This window comes from Caulobacter sp. 05L422, from assembly GCF_056397765.1.
The window spans coordinates 138,155-153,332 of the sequence record NZ_JBFTOB010000002.1 but is presented as its reverse complement, the minus strand read 5'-3'; the positions used below and the strand labels follow the sequence as shown (position 1 = coordinate 153,332).

General features: G+C 70.0%; 19 protein-coding genes. 11 read left to right on the top strand and 8 right to left on the bottom strand.

Annotated elements, in window-relative coordinates; all coding sequences use genetic code 11:
* Positions 1-26 precede the first annotated feature (26 nt).
* The 4 genes from AC1DMQ_RS03025 to AC1DMQ_RS03010 all read left to right on the top strand — a co-directional run bounded on the left by AC1DMQ_RS03025 (position 27) and on the right by AC1DMQ_RS03010 (position 2,759).
* A complete protein-coding gene (locus AC1DMQ_RS03025; protein ID WP_477032075.1) occupies positions 27-533 on the top strand; it encodes a MarR family winged helix-turn-helix transcriptional regulator in 507 nt (168 codons plus the stop codon).
* A gap of 50 nt (positions 534-583) precedes the next feature.
* A complete protein-coding gene (locus AC1DMQ_RS03020; RefSeq protein WP_477032074.1) occupies positions 584-1,513 on the top strand; it encodes a sugar kinase in 930 nt (309 codons plus the stop codon).
* Positions 1,514-1,653: 140 nt separating this feature from the next.
* Positions 1,654-2,040 (top strand): helix-turn-helix domain-containing protein, encoded by a 387-nt coding sequence (locus tag AC1DMQ_RS03015; protein WP_477032073.1) that lies wholly within the window; start codon positions 1,654-1,656, stop codon positions 2,038-2,040.
* Complete coding sequence (locus AC1DMQ_RS03010; RefSeq protein ID WP_477032072.1) at positions 2,037-2,759, top strand: DUF6456 domain-containing protein; 723 nt, start codon at positions 2,037-2,039, stop codon at positions 2,757-2,759. The genes AC1DMQ_RS03015 and AC1DMQ_RS03010 overlap by 4 nt, the downstream gene beginning before the upstream one ends.
* 90 nt (positions 2,760-2,849) lie before the next feature.
* On the opposite strand, the gene AC1DMQ_RS03005 is transcribed toward AC1DMQ_RS03010, so the two are convergent.
* Positions 2,850-3,302 carry a PA2169 family four-helix-bundle protein gene (locus tag AC1DMQ_RS03005; protein WP_477032071.1) on the bottom strand — a complete coding sequence of 151 codons (453 nt, stop codon included), beginning with the start codon at positions 3,300-3,302 and terminating at the stop codon, positions 2,850-2,852.
* A gap of 78 nt (positions 3,303-3,380) precedes the next feature.
* The gene (locus AC1DMQ_RS03000; RefSeq protein ID WP_477032070.1) at positions 3,381-3,707 is read right to left on the bottom strand and encodes a hypothetical protein; all 327 of its coding nucleotides are present in this window, start codon (positions 3,705-3,707) and stop codon (positions 3,381-3,383) included.
* A 113-nt stretch (positions 3,708-3,820) separates the two neighbouring features.
* Here AC1DMQ_RS03000 and AC1DMQ_RS02995 point away from each other — a divergent pair, with 113 nt between their 5' ends.
* Positions 3,821-4,135: a hypothetical protein gene (locus tag AC1DMQ_RS02995; protein ID WP_477032069.1), complete on the top strand. Its 315-nt coding sequence runs from the start codon at positions 3,821-3,823 to the stop codon at positions 4,133-4,135.
* Here AC1DMQ_RS02995 and trhO read toward each other — a convergent pair.
* Positions 4,132-5,079 (bottom strand): oxygen-dependent tRNA uridine(34) hydroxylase TrhO, encoded by a 948-nt coding sequence (trhO, locus tag AC1DMQ_RS02990; protein WP_477032068.1) that lies wholly within the window; start codon positions 5,077-5,079, stop codon positions 4,132-4,134. The genes AC1DMQ_RS02995 and trhO overlap by 4 nt on opposite strands.
* 78 nt (positions 5,080-5,157) lie before the next feature.
* Here trhO and AC1DMQ_RS02985 point away from each other — a divergent pair, with 78 nt between their 5' ends.
* The gene (locus AC1DMQ_RS02985; protein WP_477032067.1) at positions 5,158-5,319 is read left to right on the top strand and encodes a hypothetical protein; all 162 of its coding nucleotides are present in this window, start codon (positions 5,158-5,160) and stop codon (positions 5,317-5,319) included.
* 26 nt (positions 5,320-5,345) lie between these two features.
* Here AC1DMQ_RS02985 and AC1DMQ_RS02980 read toward each other — a convergent pair whose 3' ends face one another.
* Together AC1DMQ_RS02980 and AC1DMQ_RS02975 are read right to left on the bottom strand one after the other, a co-directional pair.
* Positions 5,346-5,771 carry a SufE family protein gene (locus tag AC1DMQ_RS02980; protein WP_477032066.1) on the bottom strand — a complete coding sequence of 142 codons (426 nt, stop codon included), beginning with the start codon at positions 5,769-5,771 and terminating at the stop codon, positions 5,346-5,348.
* 40 nt (positions 5,772-5,811) lie between these two features.
* A complete protein-coding gene (locus tag AC1DMQ_RS02975; protein WP_477032065.1) occupies positions 5,812-6,675 on the bottom strand; it encodes a sensor histidine kinase in 864 nt (287 codons plus the stop codon).
* 188 nt (positions 6,676-6,863) lie between these two features.
* Between AC1DMQ_RS02975 and divJ the strand changes: the two genes are divergently transcribed.
* Positions 6,864-8,618 (top strand): cell cycle sensor histidine kinase DivJ, encoded by a 1,755-nt coding sequence (gene divJ / locus AC1DMQ_RS02970; protein WP_477032064.1) that lies wholly within the window; start codon positions 6,864-6,866, stop codon positions 8,616-8,618.
* Between the two features lie 153 nt (positions 8,619-8,771).
* Here the strand turns inward: divJ and AC1DMQ_RS02965 are convergent, their stop codons facing one another.
* Positions 8,772-9,665 carry a hypothetical protein gene (locus tag AC1DMQ_RS02965; protein ID WP_477032063.1) on the bottom strand — a complete coding sequence of 298 codons (894 nt, stop codon included), beginning with the start codon at positions 9,663-9,665 and terminating at the stop codon, positions 8,772-8,774.
* Between the two features lie 69 nt (positions 9,666-9,734).
* Between AC1DMQ_RS02965 and AC1DMQ_RS02960 the strand changes: the two genes are divergently transcribed.
* Positions 9,735-10,076 carry a DUF1491 family protein gene (locus AC1DMQ_RS02960; RefSeq protein ID WP_477032062.1) on the top strand — a complete coding sequence of 114 codons (342 nt, stop codon included), beginning with the start codon at positions 9,735-9,737 and terminating at the stop codon, positions 10,074-10,076.
* Between the two features lie 144 nt (positions 10,077-10,220).
* On the opposite strand, the gene AC1DMQ_RS02955 is transcribed toward AC1DMQ_RS02960, so the two are convergent.
* Positions 10,221-10,961 (bottom strand): 2OG-Fe dioxygenase family protein, encoded by a 741-nt coding sequence (locus AC1DMQ_RS02955; RefSeq protein ID WP_477032061.1) that lies wholly within the window; start codon positions 10,959-10,961, stop codon positions 10,221-10,223.
* Between the two features lie 177 nt (positions 10,962-11,138).
* On the opposite strand from AC1DMQ_RS02955, the gene AC1DMQ_RS02950 reads away from it, so the two are divergent.
* Positions 11,139-11,519 carry a hypothetical protein gene (locus AC1DMQ_RS02950; RefSeq protein ID WP_477032060.1) on the top strand — a complete coding sequence of 127 codons (381 nt, stop codon included), beginning with the start codon at positions 11,139-11,141 and terminating at the stop codon, positions 11,517-11,519.
* A 57-nt stretch (positions 11,520-11,576) separates the two neighbouring features.
* Here AC1DMQ_RS02950 and AC1DMQ_RS02945 read toward each other — a convergent pair whose 3' ends face one another.
* Positions 11,577-11,720, bottom strand: coding sequence for a hypothetical protein (locus AC1DMQ_RS02945; protein WP_477032059.1), 144 nt, complete (start codon positions 11,718-11,720; stop codon positions 11,577-11,579).
* Between the two features lie 255 nt (positions 11,721-11,975).
* On the opposite strand from AC1DMQ_RS02945, the gene AC1DMQ_RS02940 reads away from it, so the two are divergent.
* On the top strand, positions 11,976-13,520 hold the full coding sequence (locus AC1DMQ_RS02940) for a DUF1570 domain-containing protein (protein ID WP_477032058.1): 1,545 nt from the start codon (positions 11,976-11,978) through the stop codon (positions 13,518-13,520).
* Between the two features lie 119 nt (positions 13,521-13,639).
* Entirely contained in the window at positions 13,640-15,124 is a 1,485-nt protein-coding gene (locus AC1DMQ_RS02935; protein ID WP_477032057.1) for a DUF1570 domain-containing protein, read from the top strand.
* Positions 15,125-15,178 lie beyond the last annotated feature (54 nt).

Below are 15,178 nucleotides of genomic sequence, written 5' to 3'. Positions count from 1 at the left end.
CAGCGAACCGCAAGGAGGGCACGGCCATGGCGAGGGACGATGAGGGCGGGGATCTGGTCGATCGCCTGCAGGAGGACTGGGCGCGAGAGCGTCCCGAGCTCGACGTCTCGGCCATGGCCGTCGTCGGCCGTCTGCTGCACCTGGGACGGGCGCTCGAGGCGCGGGCCAACGCGGCGCTCAAGCCGGTCGGGCTGGCCTATACGGACTTCGATGTCCTGGCGACCTTGCGGCGAGCTGGCGAGCCGTTCCGCCTGACGCCCACCGCGCTGCGCCGCTCGGTGGTGCTGACGTCCGGCGCGATGACCGCCTGCCTCAACCGCCTGGAGGCCCAGGGCCTGCTGACGCGCGAGCCCGACGCCGAGGACGGGCGCGTCCTGACCGCCCGCTTGACCCCGCAAGGCCGCGCCCTGGTCGATCGCGCCGCGGCGCTGAGGTTTCAGGAAGCCGCGGAGGCGCTGAAGGGGCTGACGCCCCGGCAGGCCGAGGATCTCTCCAATCTGCTGCGGACATTGAACCTGAGCCTGGGCCGCTAGAAGCCGCCGCGAAAACCCCCTATCACCGCGACAAACAGGGGACCCACCACATGGCGCGCATCACCGTCCTGGGCGAATGCATGGTCGAGCTGTCGCCGGAGGGCGAGGGGCTGCACCGGATGGGGTTCGCGGGCGACACCTTCAACACCGCCGTCTACATGGCGCGGCTGGGTGACGCGGTCGCCTACTGCACGGCCCTGGGCAAGGGCGATCCGTTCAGCGACGGGGCCCTGGCCGCCATGCGGCGCGAGGGGCTGGACACCACCCTGGTGCGCGAGGCCGAGAACCGCCTGCCGGGCCTCTACGCCATCGTGCTGGACGACAGCGGCGAGCGGAAATTCCACTACTGGCGCGAGCGGGCCCCGATCCGCGACCTGTTCTCGCAGCACACCGCCGACCAGCTGATCGCCGCCGCCAAGGCCAGCGACCTGGTCTATCTGTCGGGCGTCACCCTGGCGGTGATCGGCGACATCGGGCGGGCGCGGCTGAAGGACATTCTCGCCTACGTCCACTCGCTGGGCGTGGCCGTGGCACTGGACTTCAACTACCGCCCGGCCCTGTGGGCGTCGCCGGAGGCGGCGCGCGAGGCGCTGGACGGCGTCGTGCCGTCTTGCCGCTACGTGTCGCTGAGCAGCGAGGACAGCCGGCCGCTCTACGGCCGCGAGGCCGAGGACCTGGCCGTCGAATGGGCCGCCCCAGGAACCGGGTTTGGGGCCGAGGTGGTGGCGCGCGACGAGAGCCACGCGGTCAACGTCCACACCCCGCAAGGCCGGATCGCCACCCCGGCGCCGGCCCGGGTCAAGGCGCTGGACACCACCGGCGCGGGCGACAGTTTCAACGCCGCCTACCTGTCCTCGCGCCTGGCCGGACTGCCGGTCGAGACGGCCGTCGCGCGCGGCCACGAACTGGCCGCGGCGGTGGTCACGAGCAAGGGCGCGATCATCCCGAAAGCCTCGATGCCCGTTTGGTCGCGGGGATAGAGCGGGGCCGACGTTAACGCAATCAAAGGTTTATATTCCTACTGGACGCGCGTAATAGGAAAGTTATCCTCACCCCTGGAATATCGACCTAGGATTCGGGTCAGAGGCGTCACGGGGACGCCGTTCGCAGGGGGAAGCCGATGCTGGCTCAAGCTCTCGAGGATCTGTGGGCCATATCGCCCGACCCACGCCGTGATCGGCTGACGGCCGCCTTCATCACCCACGCCGTGGCCTTGGCCACCGGAGTCTCGCCCGCCGACATCGCCTCGGCCAAGCGGACCAGCAAGGCGGCGGCCCGGGCCCGGCAGATCGCCATCTACCTGGCGCACGTCAATTTCAACTGGCCGCTGATCCGGGTGGCCTTCGCGTTCAACCGCGACCGCACCACCTGCGGCCATGCCTGCCACCGCATCGAGGACATGCGCGAGAACGCCGCCTTCGACGCCCGGATGAGCGTGCTGGAGGCGTGCGTGAAGCAGGCGCCCGAGAGCATTCCGGAACTGACCCAACTGGGGGCGGACCGATGAGCGGCGGGGGGAGCGGCGCGTTCGAGAGGGCGCTGGAGGCCGAGCACCTGGCCGCCCGCGCCGAGCGGCTGCTGCGGCGGCCGGGCGCGCTGATCGAGGTCAAGGGTCTGGGCTATGTGGTCCGCTTCGGGCCGCGGCGGCGGACCATGCTGACCGTGGACGAGCCCGCCTTCCGCATGCTGGCCCGCGACGGCGCCCTGGCCGTGCGTCGCGAGGGCGGCTGGCGGCTGGTCAAGCCGCTGGGCCCGCCGAAGCCGCCGCCGGGACGTCCGGGCGTGATCGAGGGCGAGCGCGTGGTGATCGAGGGCAGCGACCAGCACGTGGTGCTGCGGGCCAATCTGGGCGAGTCGCCTCTGGCGTGGCTGGCGCGACGGGGCGGGCTGGAAACGGTGGAGATCGCGGCTGGCGAGCGGCTGCGCGAGGACTTCCAGAAGGCCGGGACGGTGGGCCGCCTGACCATGAACTGGGACGCCCAGCCGCGCGGCGAGGGCGGCGGCCAGGTCCTGGAGCCGGCGCTGCGGGCGAGGGCCGCCAAGGACCGGATCGCGGCGGCGCTGGCGGCCGTGGGGCCGGGCCTGCGCGAGATGTTGGAACGGGTGTGCCTGGCCGAGACCGCCCTGCAAGTCGCCGAGCGCGAGCTGGGACTGCCGCGACGGGCGGGCAAGACCGTGCTGAAGCTGGCGCTGCAACGGCTGGCGATGCACTACCGGATGGTTTGAGGGGCCGAAGGAGGGGACACACACTCGCGCTTGGCGCCTCGCCATCCTGGCTCGGACCTTGCCGCGAGTGTGTGTCCCCCGTGTCGGTCGCTAGTGCTTCAGCATGTGCTTGATGTCGCGCATCTGGTCGTGGCCCGACTTGACCGAGGTCCAGGCCTTTTCGATCGCGGCGCGGGTCTGGGGCTGGACGTCGGAGTCCTGCAGGGCCTTCTCGAACTTGGCCTTGATGTAGTCCTCGCCGGACTCGACCTCGTTGACGACGGCTTCGTCGCCCTTGGTCAGGCTGTCCTTCAGATTGACGAAGGCGCGGTGGGCGGCGGCCAGGATGGTGCCGTCGTCCTTGGCCTCGCCGCCCAGGCGGCGGACCTCGTCCTGCAGCTCCGACGCCACCGAGCGGCGCTCCTGGGCGCGCTGGGTGAACAGGGTCTTGAAGCGGGCGCCGTCGGCGTCCTTGGCGGCTTCGGCATAGCCGTCGGCGCTGTCGATGGTGGTCTCGACCAGGCTGTTGACGAGCTTGATGTGGTCTTCGTTGGTATGGGCCATGGAGGCTCTCCTTGAATGGGACCAGAAACGGGGGACCGGCCTAACGCGGGGCGTCGGCGAAAGGTTCGAAGCGTGGCCTTACTTGGCCAGCTTGGAGCCGAAGAAGCTCCAGGCCGTGGTGGCCGCGGCGATGGCCGGGGCGCGGGTGCGGCGGTTGATCAGCAGGGCGGCCACGAGGCCGGCCCCGATCACGGCGACCGCGACCGGCACCTTGTAGCCGGCCAGGGTGACCTTGCCCTCGGCGTCGGGCGTCAGGGCGTAGTCGGCCGGCGGGGCCGGGGCGTACGGATCGGCGGTGTTTTCCGGCGACTTGTGGAACAGGCCCGAAAGCTTGTCGGAGAGGCTGGACAGCAGGCCCTGGCGAGCAGCGGCGGGCGTGCCGTAGGAGGCGTCATAGGCGGCCATGGGAGGCTCCGTCAGATATGGGAGCCTCGATAACGCGGTGGCGGCGGGGACGATCCGTTCGGACTTGTCGGATCGGGCGGCCAGCTAGACTATGAGGTATGTCGGAAAGTCTCGTGGACGCCTTGTTGAACGTGCTTCTCTCCCTGGTCGTCATCGGGGTGTTGGCGGCGAAGTGGGCCCCGGCGTTCTTCAGGAGCGGATCCGACGCGCCCCGGATCAAGCGTGACTACGAGGCGAATGGAGCGCGCGTGACCAGCATCGAACCGGCGGGAATCCAGCTGGGCGGCCGGTCATCGCCGAGCTATCGGAAGTACGAAATCGTCGTCGACCATCCGTTCAAGGGCCGGCGCGGCTATCTCGTGGGCGTTCAGGCGTCGGTTCTGTCCGGCGACCTTGATCTCAAGCTGTACAGGGAGTGGCGTTCCTAGTCGTCCAGGCGTGGAGCCGGCGGCTCCATCACCGCCCCCACATGGGCGATGCCCAGCTCCTTGGCCCGGGTCGCCTGGCGGTGGCGTTCGGCGTAGCGGGCCTTCGCCTCGTCGTCGCGGGCGTCGTGGCAGGCGGGGCAGGACACGCCCTCGACATAGTGCTCCGAGCCGCGGTCTTCCGGGCTGACCGGCATGCGGCAGCCTCGGCACAGGGCGTGGCTACCCGGCGTCAGGCCGTGGCCGACCGCCACCCGCTCGTCGAACACGAAGCACTCGCCATGCCACAGACTCTCTTCGGCCGGCGTGGTCTCCAGATAGTTCAGGATTCCGCCCTTCAGGTGGAAGACCTCTTCGACGCCCTCGCTCTTCAGGAACGCCGTCGACTTCTCGCAGCGAATGCCGCCGGTGCAGAACATCGCCACCTTGGGCGGCGCGGCCGGGCCCCAGGTCTGGCGGAAGGCGCGGAACCAGGCGGGGAAGTCGCTGAAGCTGGCGGTCTTGGGGTCGATCGCGCCCTCGAAAGTGCCGATCGCCGCCTCGTAGGCGTTGCGGGTGTCGATCACCACCACGTCGTCGCGGGCGATCAGGGCGTTCCAGTCGGCCGGCTCGACATAGGTCCCGGCGTTGTTGACTGGATCCAGGTCGCCGGCCCCCAGGGTGACGATCTCGCGCTTGATCCGCACCTTCATGCGGTGGAACGGCATGACGTCGGCGTCGGCGAACTTCAGTTCCAGCGTGTCGCAGCCGGGCAGGGCGCGGATATGGGCCAGGACCTGGTCGATCGCCTCGGGCGTTCCGGCGATCGTGCCGTTGATCCCCTCCCGGGCCAGCAGCAGCGTGCCCTTGACGCCCAGGCCGCAGCACAGCTTCGACAGCGGCCGCATGATGGTCAGCGGGTCGGCGAAGGTCGTGAAGCGATAGAGGGCGGCGACGCGGAAGCTCATGGAACGGCTGATAAGCGCAGGTCGGCGGCTTCTCAAGCGTCAGTGGAACTTTCAACCCATGGACGCGCTTACACCGACATGAGCATTCTGATCGTCATCGTCGTCGCCCTCGTGCTGCTTGGCCTGGCTCTTTACGCGGTCCAGCGCAGCCCCATTCCGTCGCCGGTCAACTGGCTGTTGCAGCTGGTGCTGATCATCATCGCGATCTGGTTCATCGGGACGCGCGCCGGGTTCTTCTGAACCTAGCGAGGCGCGCGGGAGGGCGGTTAGCCCGCCAGCGCGCCGGCATCCCGCTGGATTCGCGCGACCATCGCCTTCAGTCCGTTCGACCGCTGTGACGACAGCGCCTCCGACAGGCCCAGCCGGGCCATGGCGGCGGCGGCGTCGAAATCGACGATGTCTCGGGCCGGTCGTCCCGAATAGAGCCGCATCAGGATGGCGATCAGCCCGCTGACGATGTGGGCGTCGCTGTCGCCGCGGAACAGGATCGTGCCGTCGGCCTGAGGCTGGGTCACCAGCCACACCTGGCTGGCGCAGCCGCGCACCTTGTTGGCTTCGGAGTGCTCGGCCTCGCTGAGCGGGGCCAGCTCCTTGCCCAGCTCGATCACGTAGCGATAGCGCTCTTCCCAGTCGCCGAGCAGTTCGAACTCGTCGGCCAGTTCGTCGAGGGCGGCGTCGATAGGGCGTTGCATGGGCGGGACTTAGTGCGGCGGCGCCGAAAGGGGAAGACCTTTACGGCCGCGCGCGCGCCATCGAGGTCCGCGCCGTGGCTTCCGGCAGGGTGACGATGGCGGTGAAGCCCTCGCCCTGCGCCGATTTCAGCCGCAGGCTTCCATCCATGGCCCGGGTCAGCAGGTCGACGATCGGCAGGCCCAGGCCCGCGCCGCCGGACACCCGGGTCAGGGTGGCCCCGCCCTGTTCGAACGGCCGGACCAGCCGGGCCAGGTCGGCCGGATCGGCGCCTTCGCCATGGTCCCGGATCGCGACCTCGACAAAGCCGCCGTCGATTTGCCGGGCCTCGATCACCACCAGCCCGCCCTGCGGCGAGTGGGTGATGGCGTTCTGCAGCAGGTTGGTCAGGATGGTGCGCAAGCCCCGGCCGTCGGCCCGCAGGCAGGGCAGGGTTCCGCACTCGGGGGCCACGATGCTGATCCCGCGGGCCGAGGCCTCGCCGCGCAGCTGCAGGACCACGTCCTCGACGGCGTCGTCCAGGCTCTCCTCGCCCAGGTCCAGGTCGGTCACATGGCCTTCCAGACGGGCGATCTCGACGATCTGATTGACCAGCCGCAGCAGCTTCAGGCCGCTTTCGTGCACCAGGCTGGCGTATTCCTTGTACTGCGGCGCGCCCAGGGGGCCGTACAGCTCGCAGGACAGGATCTCGGAAAAGCCGATCACCGCGTTCAGCGGCGTGCGCAGTTCGTGGCTGACCATGCGCAGGAACGAGCGCTTCTGTTCGTCCAGCGCCTGCTGGCGTCGCGCGCGCGCCGCCGCCCGCCGGAAGGCGGTGGTCTGCGACATCAGGCCCGTATCGGCGCCGGCGCTTTCGCGCGGCGTCTCGGCGGGGCTCGATGCGTCGGTGATCGCCGGTGGCGGCATCAGGGACTCCCGGACCTTCTGTCCGTAACTTCGATGGGCCAGAATGAACCAAGGCGCTTACGAATCCGTTTCCGTCCACAAGAAGCTCTGGCGTTAACGATCGCGCGCCGATTGTGCGGCCTTGGGAGACTCCCCGGCCCGCGTTAAGCTTTGACGACGAAGACTCACCGAAAGGGATTCTCGCGGCCTTGCCCATCGACGGCGCCCCGCTCCAGACCGGCTCCAGGCCGGGTCCGGCCTCGTCCACGACGACGGCCTTCGGCGCGGCGCATCTGTGGCGGCTGGGCTGGCTGGCGACCGTGATCTTCGCGACCGGCGCGGCGGCCTTCACGCCCGGCGTCGTCGGCCTTCCGATCTGGCTGGCCCTGGCGGCCGGCGCGCTTCCCGCCCTCGCGGCCCTGGCCGTCGGCGACCGACGCGACGAGCGCCTGCAATCGCTGATCCTGGTCCTCTGGGCCACCTGCGGCGCGGGTGCGGCGGTGGTGACCGGAGGCGTTTCGGGCGCGATGAGCGCCTGGATACTGGCCCCGGTGGCGGCCGCCTCGACCCTGTCTTCCCCCCGACGCCTGGCCGAGGGCGCCAGCCTGGCCTTGATCGGCGGCGCGGTGGCGGCCCTGACCCAGCTGTCGGGCCTGGCCCCGCCCGCGCCCACCGGCCCGCTGGCCTTCATCCTGGGCTTCCTGTCGTTGGCCACGGTCGGCGTCGGCCTGGCCTCGGGCCTGATCCTCACCCACCGCCGGGCCGGCGAGCGCGACAACCGCAACGTCGGCGAGCTCAACACCCTCCAGACCCTGGTCGACGGCGCGCCGCAGCTGCTGCTGGTCATCGCCGCCAACGGCCGGGTCAAGAGCGTGCGCGGGGCCGCCCCGCGCGGCGTGGCCACGGTCAGCCTGGTCAACGAGGGCCTGGCCTCGGTCGCGATGGCCGGCGACCGCCAGAAGGTCAGCGCCGCCCTGGCCGCCGCCCTCGACGCCGGCGAGGCCAGCGTCGCCTTCGCCCCGCTGCTGGATCCCACCCGCACCGTCTGCCTGGACCTGCGCCAGGTCTCGCCCGACCTGCTGGTCGGCGTCATGCGCGACGCCACGATCGACAAGGCCCGCGAGACCGCCCTGCAGCAGGCCCGCGCCGAGGCCGAAGGCCTGGCCGCCGGCCGCGCCCGCTTCCTGGCCAATATGAGCCACGAGCTGCGCACGCCGCTGAACGCCATCATGGGCTTCTCCGACATCATGCGCGCCCGGATGTTCGGCCCCCTGACCGACCGCTACGGCGAATACGCCGAGCTGATCCACGAAAGCGGCCGTCACCTGCTGGACCTGATCAACGACGTGCTCGACATGTCGAAGATCGAGGCCGAGCGCTTCGAGCTGCAACGCGGCGAGTTCGACGCCCGCGAGGCGGTGACGGCGGCCATGCGCCTGCTGCGCGTCCAGGCCGACGCGGCCGGGGTGCAACTGCGCGGCGTGTTGCCGCCGGGCGAGCTGGAGGTCGACGCCGACCGCCGGGCCCTGAAGCAGATCGTGCTGAACCTGGTGTCCAACGCCCTGAAGTTCACCCCGCGCGGCGGCCAGGTGACGGTCACCGCCGACGGCCACGACGGCGAGTTCGAACTGGTGGTCGCCGACAGCGGCGTCGGCATCAGTCCCGAGGACCTGGAACGCCTGGGCCGCCCCTACGAGCAGGCCGGCGGCGTCGACCAGCGGGCCAAGGGCACGGGCCTGGGCCTGTCGCTGGTGCGGGCCTTCGCCAAGCTGCACGGCGGCGAGATGAATATCGAAAGCCGCCTCGGCGCGGGGACCAGCGTCTCGGTGCGCATGCCGGTGCTGCTGGGCGTTTCGCGCCCGGCGATGGAGGCTCCGCTGCTGGAGCCGCTGTCGTTGTCGGAGGTCGAGCCGGAAGAGGCCGAGCTAGGCCCGAACGTCGTGAAGTTCGCCCCGCCGCGCTGAAAGCGCGGTCGGGCCCTCCCCCCGTGGGGGAGGTGTCGGCGAAGCCGACGGAGGGGGAAGTGATCGGCTCTCTCCGCATCTCGGATCGAAGACCCTAAAACTCCCCCCACCGATCGCTGAGCGATCGCCTCCCCCACAGGGGGAGGGCCTGAGCTACCGCAAGAAAGCCCGCCCGGCCGCGAAATCCCCCACCTCCACATAAGCCCGCCGCACCGCGTCCACGCCGCTGCGGCTGGTGAACACGAACTCGACGGTGGCCGCCTCGCGCGGGTCCAGGCGGCTCATGGCGTCGGCGGCTTCGCGGGGGAAGCGGAACGACAGGCCGGTCTTGGCGCCGGTCGGCAGCAGGGTGACGGGGGCGGTGTCGCGGGTCTCGGCCCCGAACACCCGACTGGCGTTGCGCGGCGCGGCGTTGGCGGCCAGGCCCTTGGCGTTTCGGGCGTTGAGGTACGGCCCCTGGGTGCGCAGCGTGTCGCGCAGCACCAGGCGGGCGGTGTAGGGCTGGGCGTTGTCGGCGAAGGTCGCCACGGCCAGCATGTCGTTGCCCCGGCCCGACAGGCCGAACACCAGCCGGTCGCCGCCGAAGCCGGCCGGCTGCGACAGCCGCCAGACCGGAATGGTCGCCGAAACCGAGCGGTCGGCCTGCCACGCGGCGCGGTCGCCGGGATAATTCATCCGCAGCATGGTCGAATAGCCGTCGAAGGCCTGGCGCACGCGGCCGGCGGCCGTCTGCAGGTCCTTGGAGCCGCACGCCGCCGCCCCGGCCTTGGCGCGGGCCCGCTGTTCCACCGCCTGGACCTGGACCTCGCTGGCGCCCGAACGCAGGGTCGCGCCGCGCGCCTGGGCGCGGGCGGCGTCCAGGGCCGAGCCCACGGCGGGCTTGAACAGCCGGCAGCGGGCATCGGCCGAGGTCATCAGCGTGCGTTCGTAGAGCTGGTCGGCGGCGGAGGCGGCATGGGCCTGGCTCGACGCGCCGAGCCCGGCGGTCGTGACGAAAATCCCTAGCCACCGCGCCATCCGACCCCCAAGGGTCTTTCTTGACGTCATAATCTCGTATTCTGCGAGAGCGGTTTCAGCAGGCAGCCTTAGGGCGCCGAGGTTGCGGTTCGGTTAGCGATGCTACTTTCGACGGACATCTGGGTCGGGGCGCTGATCCGCCGCGCCGAACTGGGCGGCGCCTTCGCCATGGTGGCCCGCAAGGGCGATCCCCGGGCCGGGGCCGTGCTGGTCAAGGCCGTCGACCGCCGCGCCAACACCGCCAAGCTCTATAGCGAGGCCACGCGGGGCGACGGCGAGCGCTTCTGGATGCAGCCGGTCCGCTCGGACTTCGAGCCGGATCTGGACGCCTACGCCGAACGCGCCGCGCGGATCGATCCGGACATCTGGGTGATCGAGATCGAGGATCGCGAGGGGCGGCACTTCCTGACCGAGCCGGTGGAAGCCGATCCCAAGGGCTGACGATGATGTAGCTCAAGAAGCGACTGTCATCCCGGACAAGGCCCGAAGGGCCGCCGATCCGGGACCGCCGGAAGCGCTGAGTTCACGCGTCGGTCCCGGATCTTCGCGCTGCGCGCTCGTCCGGGATGACAGCCTTTGTGGCGCCTATTCCCGCCGGAAGGTCGCCACCAGCACGTCGCGCCGCGCGGGCCGGCCCGGCTCTAGAGGATGGATCGCCGTCACCCCGTGCAGCACGCGGTGGTCGTCGAGGAACACCGTGTCGCGCGGCTGTTCCAGGGTGAAGGCCCCCAAGCGGGGGCCGTCGTTGGCGAAGATGTCGGTGACGCCGCTGGCCACGTTGTGGCGCTCCACAAGCATGACGATCACCCAGTCCACGCCGTCGCGGTGCGCGCCCTCCGGCGTGGGCAGACCCGCCTCGCCTTCGCCGGCCTCGATGCGGAACTGGTGCAGCTCCACGTGCCAGCGCGCGGGCGGATCGATCGTCAGGGGATGGAACAGCGCCAGGCCGGCGGCCAGCACGCCCCGGGTCACCGGGTGGTCGGCGATCACGTCGACCACCGGCTCGAACCAGCGCTGCACCCCGCCGTTCAGGCCGTTGTAGTCGCGGCTTTGATAGTGCGGCTGGTGCGGCTTGCGCACGACGCCTTCCGGCGAAGCCGAAAAGGCCGCGAACCGCCGCCGGCGATAGCGGCCGCCGTCTGCCATGAAGCGGTCCAGGCCCAGATCGTTCCAGCTGTCGGCGAACGCGTCCCAGCCGGCCACGGCCTCGGAGCCGAGCAGGGCGTCGGTTTCGACGGGCGGGACACGACAGAAGCCGGTCTCATGCAAGGCAGCGGTGATGTGGGGCGGGATCAAGCGCTGCCTCCGGCGGAACGAGGCCTCCACATGGGACGCCGAGGCCCTCGCGCCAAGCCTTGTTCCGTGTCCCCGCATTTATCCGGGCGTCTCATTTCCCACGCCGTTAACCCTGATCCTAAACCGGACCGAAAGCTCGATGCGGCAGGGTGACACACGTCTCCCCGACCTCCCCGTCCGCCGCCGCCAGGCCTCACCAGGGTTCCGATGCTCTTCCTGCTTAACGACGTCATTCTCAGCATCGACTCGGCGGAACTGACCCCGCCGATCACCAGCGATCGTTTCGCGCAGGTGTCGCTGAACTATGTCGCCAAGCTGGGCCAGGAGCTCTACGCCGCCGAGCCGCTGCTGCATCACAAGGATCCGGAGAAGGCCCAGCGCCTGGCCGCCCTGATCATCGCCAAGGCCCCGGACATCAACGCGGCCCTGTTCATCGCGCCGTCGCGCGGCTGCCTGGTCGACCAGGTGCAGGTGCGCTACGCGCAGCTGGGTCTGGAGATCATGGGATCGCTGTTCGAGCGCCAGAAGGCCGGCGCGCTCAGCAACGTTGAAGCGGACCGCCAGGTATGGCGGCGTCTGGCGGCCTGACCGCCGGGGCTTGAAGCGCCCCTGGGACCCGTTCGTGGTCCCAAAAGTCCTGGTCGCCTACAGAAAGCCGACCAGGCTGAACAGCCAGCTCAGGACCACCGCCAGGATCACCAGGCCCGCGAACGCGGTGCCCAGGCAAAGGGCGTTGCCTTGAGGGGTGCAGACTCCGCGCCGGTGACGCGGCTCGTGAACCATAGCCATTGTCGTTTCCTCTTTCGCGGCCGCCCCTCTGACGTGGGCAGGTCCGCAGTAACGTCAGCATGACTCTAAAACCCTGCAATGACTAGGGTCGTTCCCCGGTTTTCGTAGGCTGGGTACGGGCCAGGATGTCGCAACGCCCGCGGCGCGCCGCGCCGGCGCCGATCGTCACGTTTTGGGCGTACTCAATCTGCACCGTATGGTTGTCCGATGGCGTGCCGACATGCCACAACGACCAACGCCGCCTGGAGAATCCGCATGTCGCAGCGCTCGATGTCCCGCCGGACGTTCGCCCTGTCCGCCGCCGTCGCGCCGCTGATCGGCCCCGGGGTCGCCGCCGCCCGCGCGGGCGGCGACTGGGTGCGCACCGAGACGCCGGGCTTTGTCCTGTACGGCGACGTCGGCGAGAACACGCTGCGGGGCTTCGCGCGCGATCTCGAGGATTTCGACGGCCTGCTGCGAACGCTGCACGGGGCGATGGAGCGGTCCGACGGGCGGCCTCTGCCGATATACCTGGTGCCTCGCCGGTCCGACCTGCGGCGGGTGAAGCCCGACCTCGACCAGGCGATCGGCGGCTTCTACTCGGCCTCGATCGGCGACACCTTCGCGGTCATGAGCATCGAGGGCGGGGAGGACCGCGGGCGCGGCACCCTGTTCCACGAATACACCCACCATTTCATGAGTCAGCACGCGCCGGCCGCCTATCCGTCCTGGCTGATCGAGGGCTATGCGGAATATTTCAAGACGGTGCGGTTCAAGCCCGACGCCGTCGAACTGGGCGTGACCAACGAGCGGATCGCCTGGCTGCGCGGCCGCGTCTGGGACCCGTACGATCAGATCCTGAGCCGCCAGGCCCTGGAGGGCCGCGACCGGGACGTCGACGCGTTCTACGCGCAGTCCTGGATCCTGACCCACTACATGATGTCGGATCCCGAGCGACTGAAGCGCCTGACGGCTTATGCTGGGGCGGTGGCGGCCGGCGGCGATCCGGTCGGCGAGATGGTCACGGCGGCCGGCATGCCCCTGGCCGATCTGGACCGCACGCTCAAGCGCTACATGGCCAAGCTGCCGGGACTGCGGATGCCTCGGCCCACGCCCAGCGCCACGCCGGCCGCCGTCGTGCGGCTGCCGCCCTCGGCCGACGACCTGCTGCTGGAGAACCAGCGCCTGAAAATGGGCGTGCCGCCCGCCGACCGGCCGGCCGTGCTGGCGATGGTGCGCGAGCGCGCCGCCCGCTATCCCGACGATCGGCTGGCCGATCTGACCCTGGCGCGGGCCGAGAACGACTTCGGCGACAGGCCCAAGGCCCAGGCCATCCTCAAGCGCCGGATCGAGGCCGATCTCCGCGACGTCGAGGCGATCCAGATGCTGGGCTGGTCGTTCATGCTGCAGGCCCGCGCCGACCGGCCGCAGGCCGCAGGCCTGCTGAACGAAGCGCGCAACTGGTTCGGCAAGGGCTTCGCGGTCGATCCGAACGTTCCCCTGCTGCTCTACGACTATGGGATCAGCCGGCGCGGCGAGACGGGCTATCCCAACGACAACGCCGTCAACGTCCTGCTGAAGGCCCAGCAACTGGCGCCGCAGGTGGCGGCCTTCCGGCTGGCGGCCGCCGACGCCCTGATGCGCCGCGACCGCTTCGACGAGGCCGCCGCGCTGCTGGAGCCGGTGTTCAACAATCCGCACGGAGGTCCCGAACGCCAGCAGGCCCGCGCGCGGTTCGAGCAGGCGGTGGCCCGCCGCCGCCCGGTCGGGACTGGCGCGGAGCCCGCCGCCGAGGACGACAAGGCCGCGCCGGCCAACTGATCGCCGGTCTTGCGCATGGTGGCGATACCCGTCTAGCTTCGGTGCAACGTTAGGGGGAGTGGCGTCGCGTGCGTGGATTTCTGAACCGGCTCTTGCCGGGGCTGTTGGCGGCCGCTGTCTTGGCGGCTGGTTCTCCGGTCAGGGCCGAATGGCTGCGGGCCGAAAGCGAACACTTCGTGGTCTACGGCCGCAGCGAGAAGTCGGTTCGCGAATACGCCACCATGCTGGAGGACTTCGACTCCCTGTTGCGCCGCATGCACGGCCGGCCCGAGGACGAGGTCACGCCTCGCAAGCTGCCGGTCTATCTGGTCTCGGACCTCAAACAGCTCCAACGGGTTCGGCCGCAAGCCAAGGCGGGCCTGGCCGGGGCCTATTTTTCCGGGTTCCCCGAAGTCTTTGTCGTGGCGATCCGCAATAGCGGCACCGGCGCCGTCGATCTCAACAAGGGCGACGACACGGTGCTGCACGAGTACGTGCACCACTTCATGATGCAGTACTATCCCAGCGCCTATCCCAGCTGGCTGGTCGAGGGCTACGCCGAATATTACATGACCGCCGACCTGGCCAGGACGCAGCTGGTGGTGGGCGGGTTCAACCAGGGACGGGCTCGAACCCTGATGCAGCCGGGCTCGTGGATCCCGATCCAGGACGTGCTGGCCAAGCGGACCAGCGAGTTGAAGACCCCGCGCGAGCACTACGCCTACTACGCCCAGGCCTGGCTCCTGACCCACTACATCCTGTCCGATCCGGCGCGCCGCAAGCTGCTGTCGACCTATCTGGACGCCGTCCGCGACGGGCGTGATCCGGTGCAGTCCTGGAAGGACGTCTATGGCGACGACCCTGCGGGCCTGACCCGCAAGCTTTCCAACTACATGCACCGCCCCATTCCGGCCGTCGGCCTTTCGCGCACCGGTCCGCTCGACGCCCCGGTGACGGTGACGCATCTGTCGCTGGGCGCCGACGACCTGATCCTGGAGGGACAGCGCCTCAAGGTCGGCGTGCCCAAGGCGGAACGACCCGAGATGCTGGCGCAAATCCGCGAAGCCGCCGCCAAGCAGCCCAAGGACCGGTTCAGCCGGCTGGTCCTGGCCAGGGCCGAGACGGTCTACGGCGATCGCGCCGCCGGCGAAGTGATCCTGAACGACCTGCTGGCCGCCGATCCCAAGGACGAAGAGGCGCTGGTGGCGCTGGGCGAGAGCAAGTTGGCCGCCTCTCGGGGCGATCCCGGCCAGCGGGCCGCCAACCTGGCCCAGGCTGGCAAGCTGTTCGCCCGCGCCTTCAAGGTCAATCCGGACAACCCCCAGACCCTGCACGGCTATGCCGACGCCCGGGGCATGGAGCCCGTGACCGAGAGCCTGGCCGACATCCGCGTGCGGGCGGTGGTGCTGGCCCCGCAGATCGGCCACCTGCGGCTCGACGCGGCCCGGACCTTGATCCAGGTCAACGATCTGGAGATGGCGCGCACGATCCTGGCGCCCCTGGTCACCAATCCGCACGGCGGCCCCGAGGTCGCGGCGGCCCAGGCCATGCTCAAGAGCATCGAGGCCAAGGATGTCGAGGCGGCCAACGCCGCGGCGCCGGAACTGGAAGAAGATAAGACCTAGGGTTTTGTCTCCGGAGTCTTTTCTTGCGGTTGAGCTTCCTCTAGCCTGAGGCCG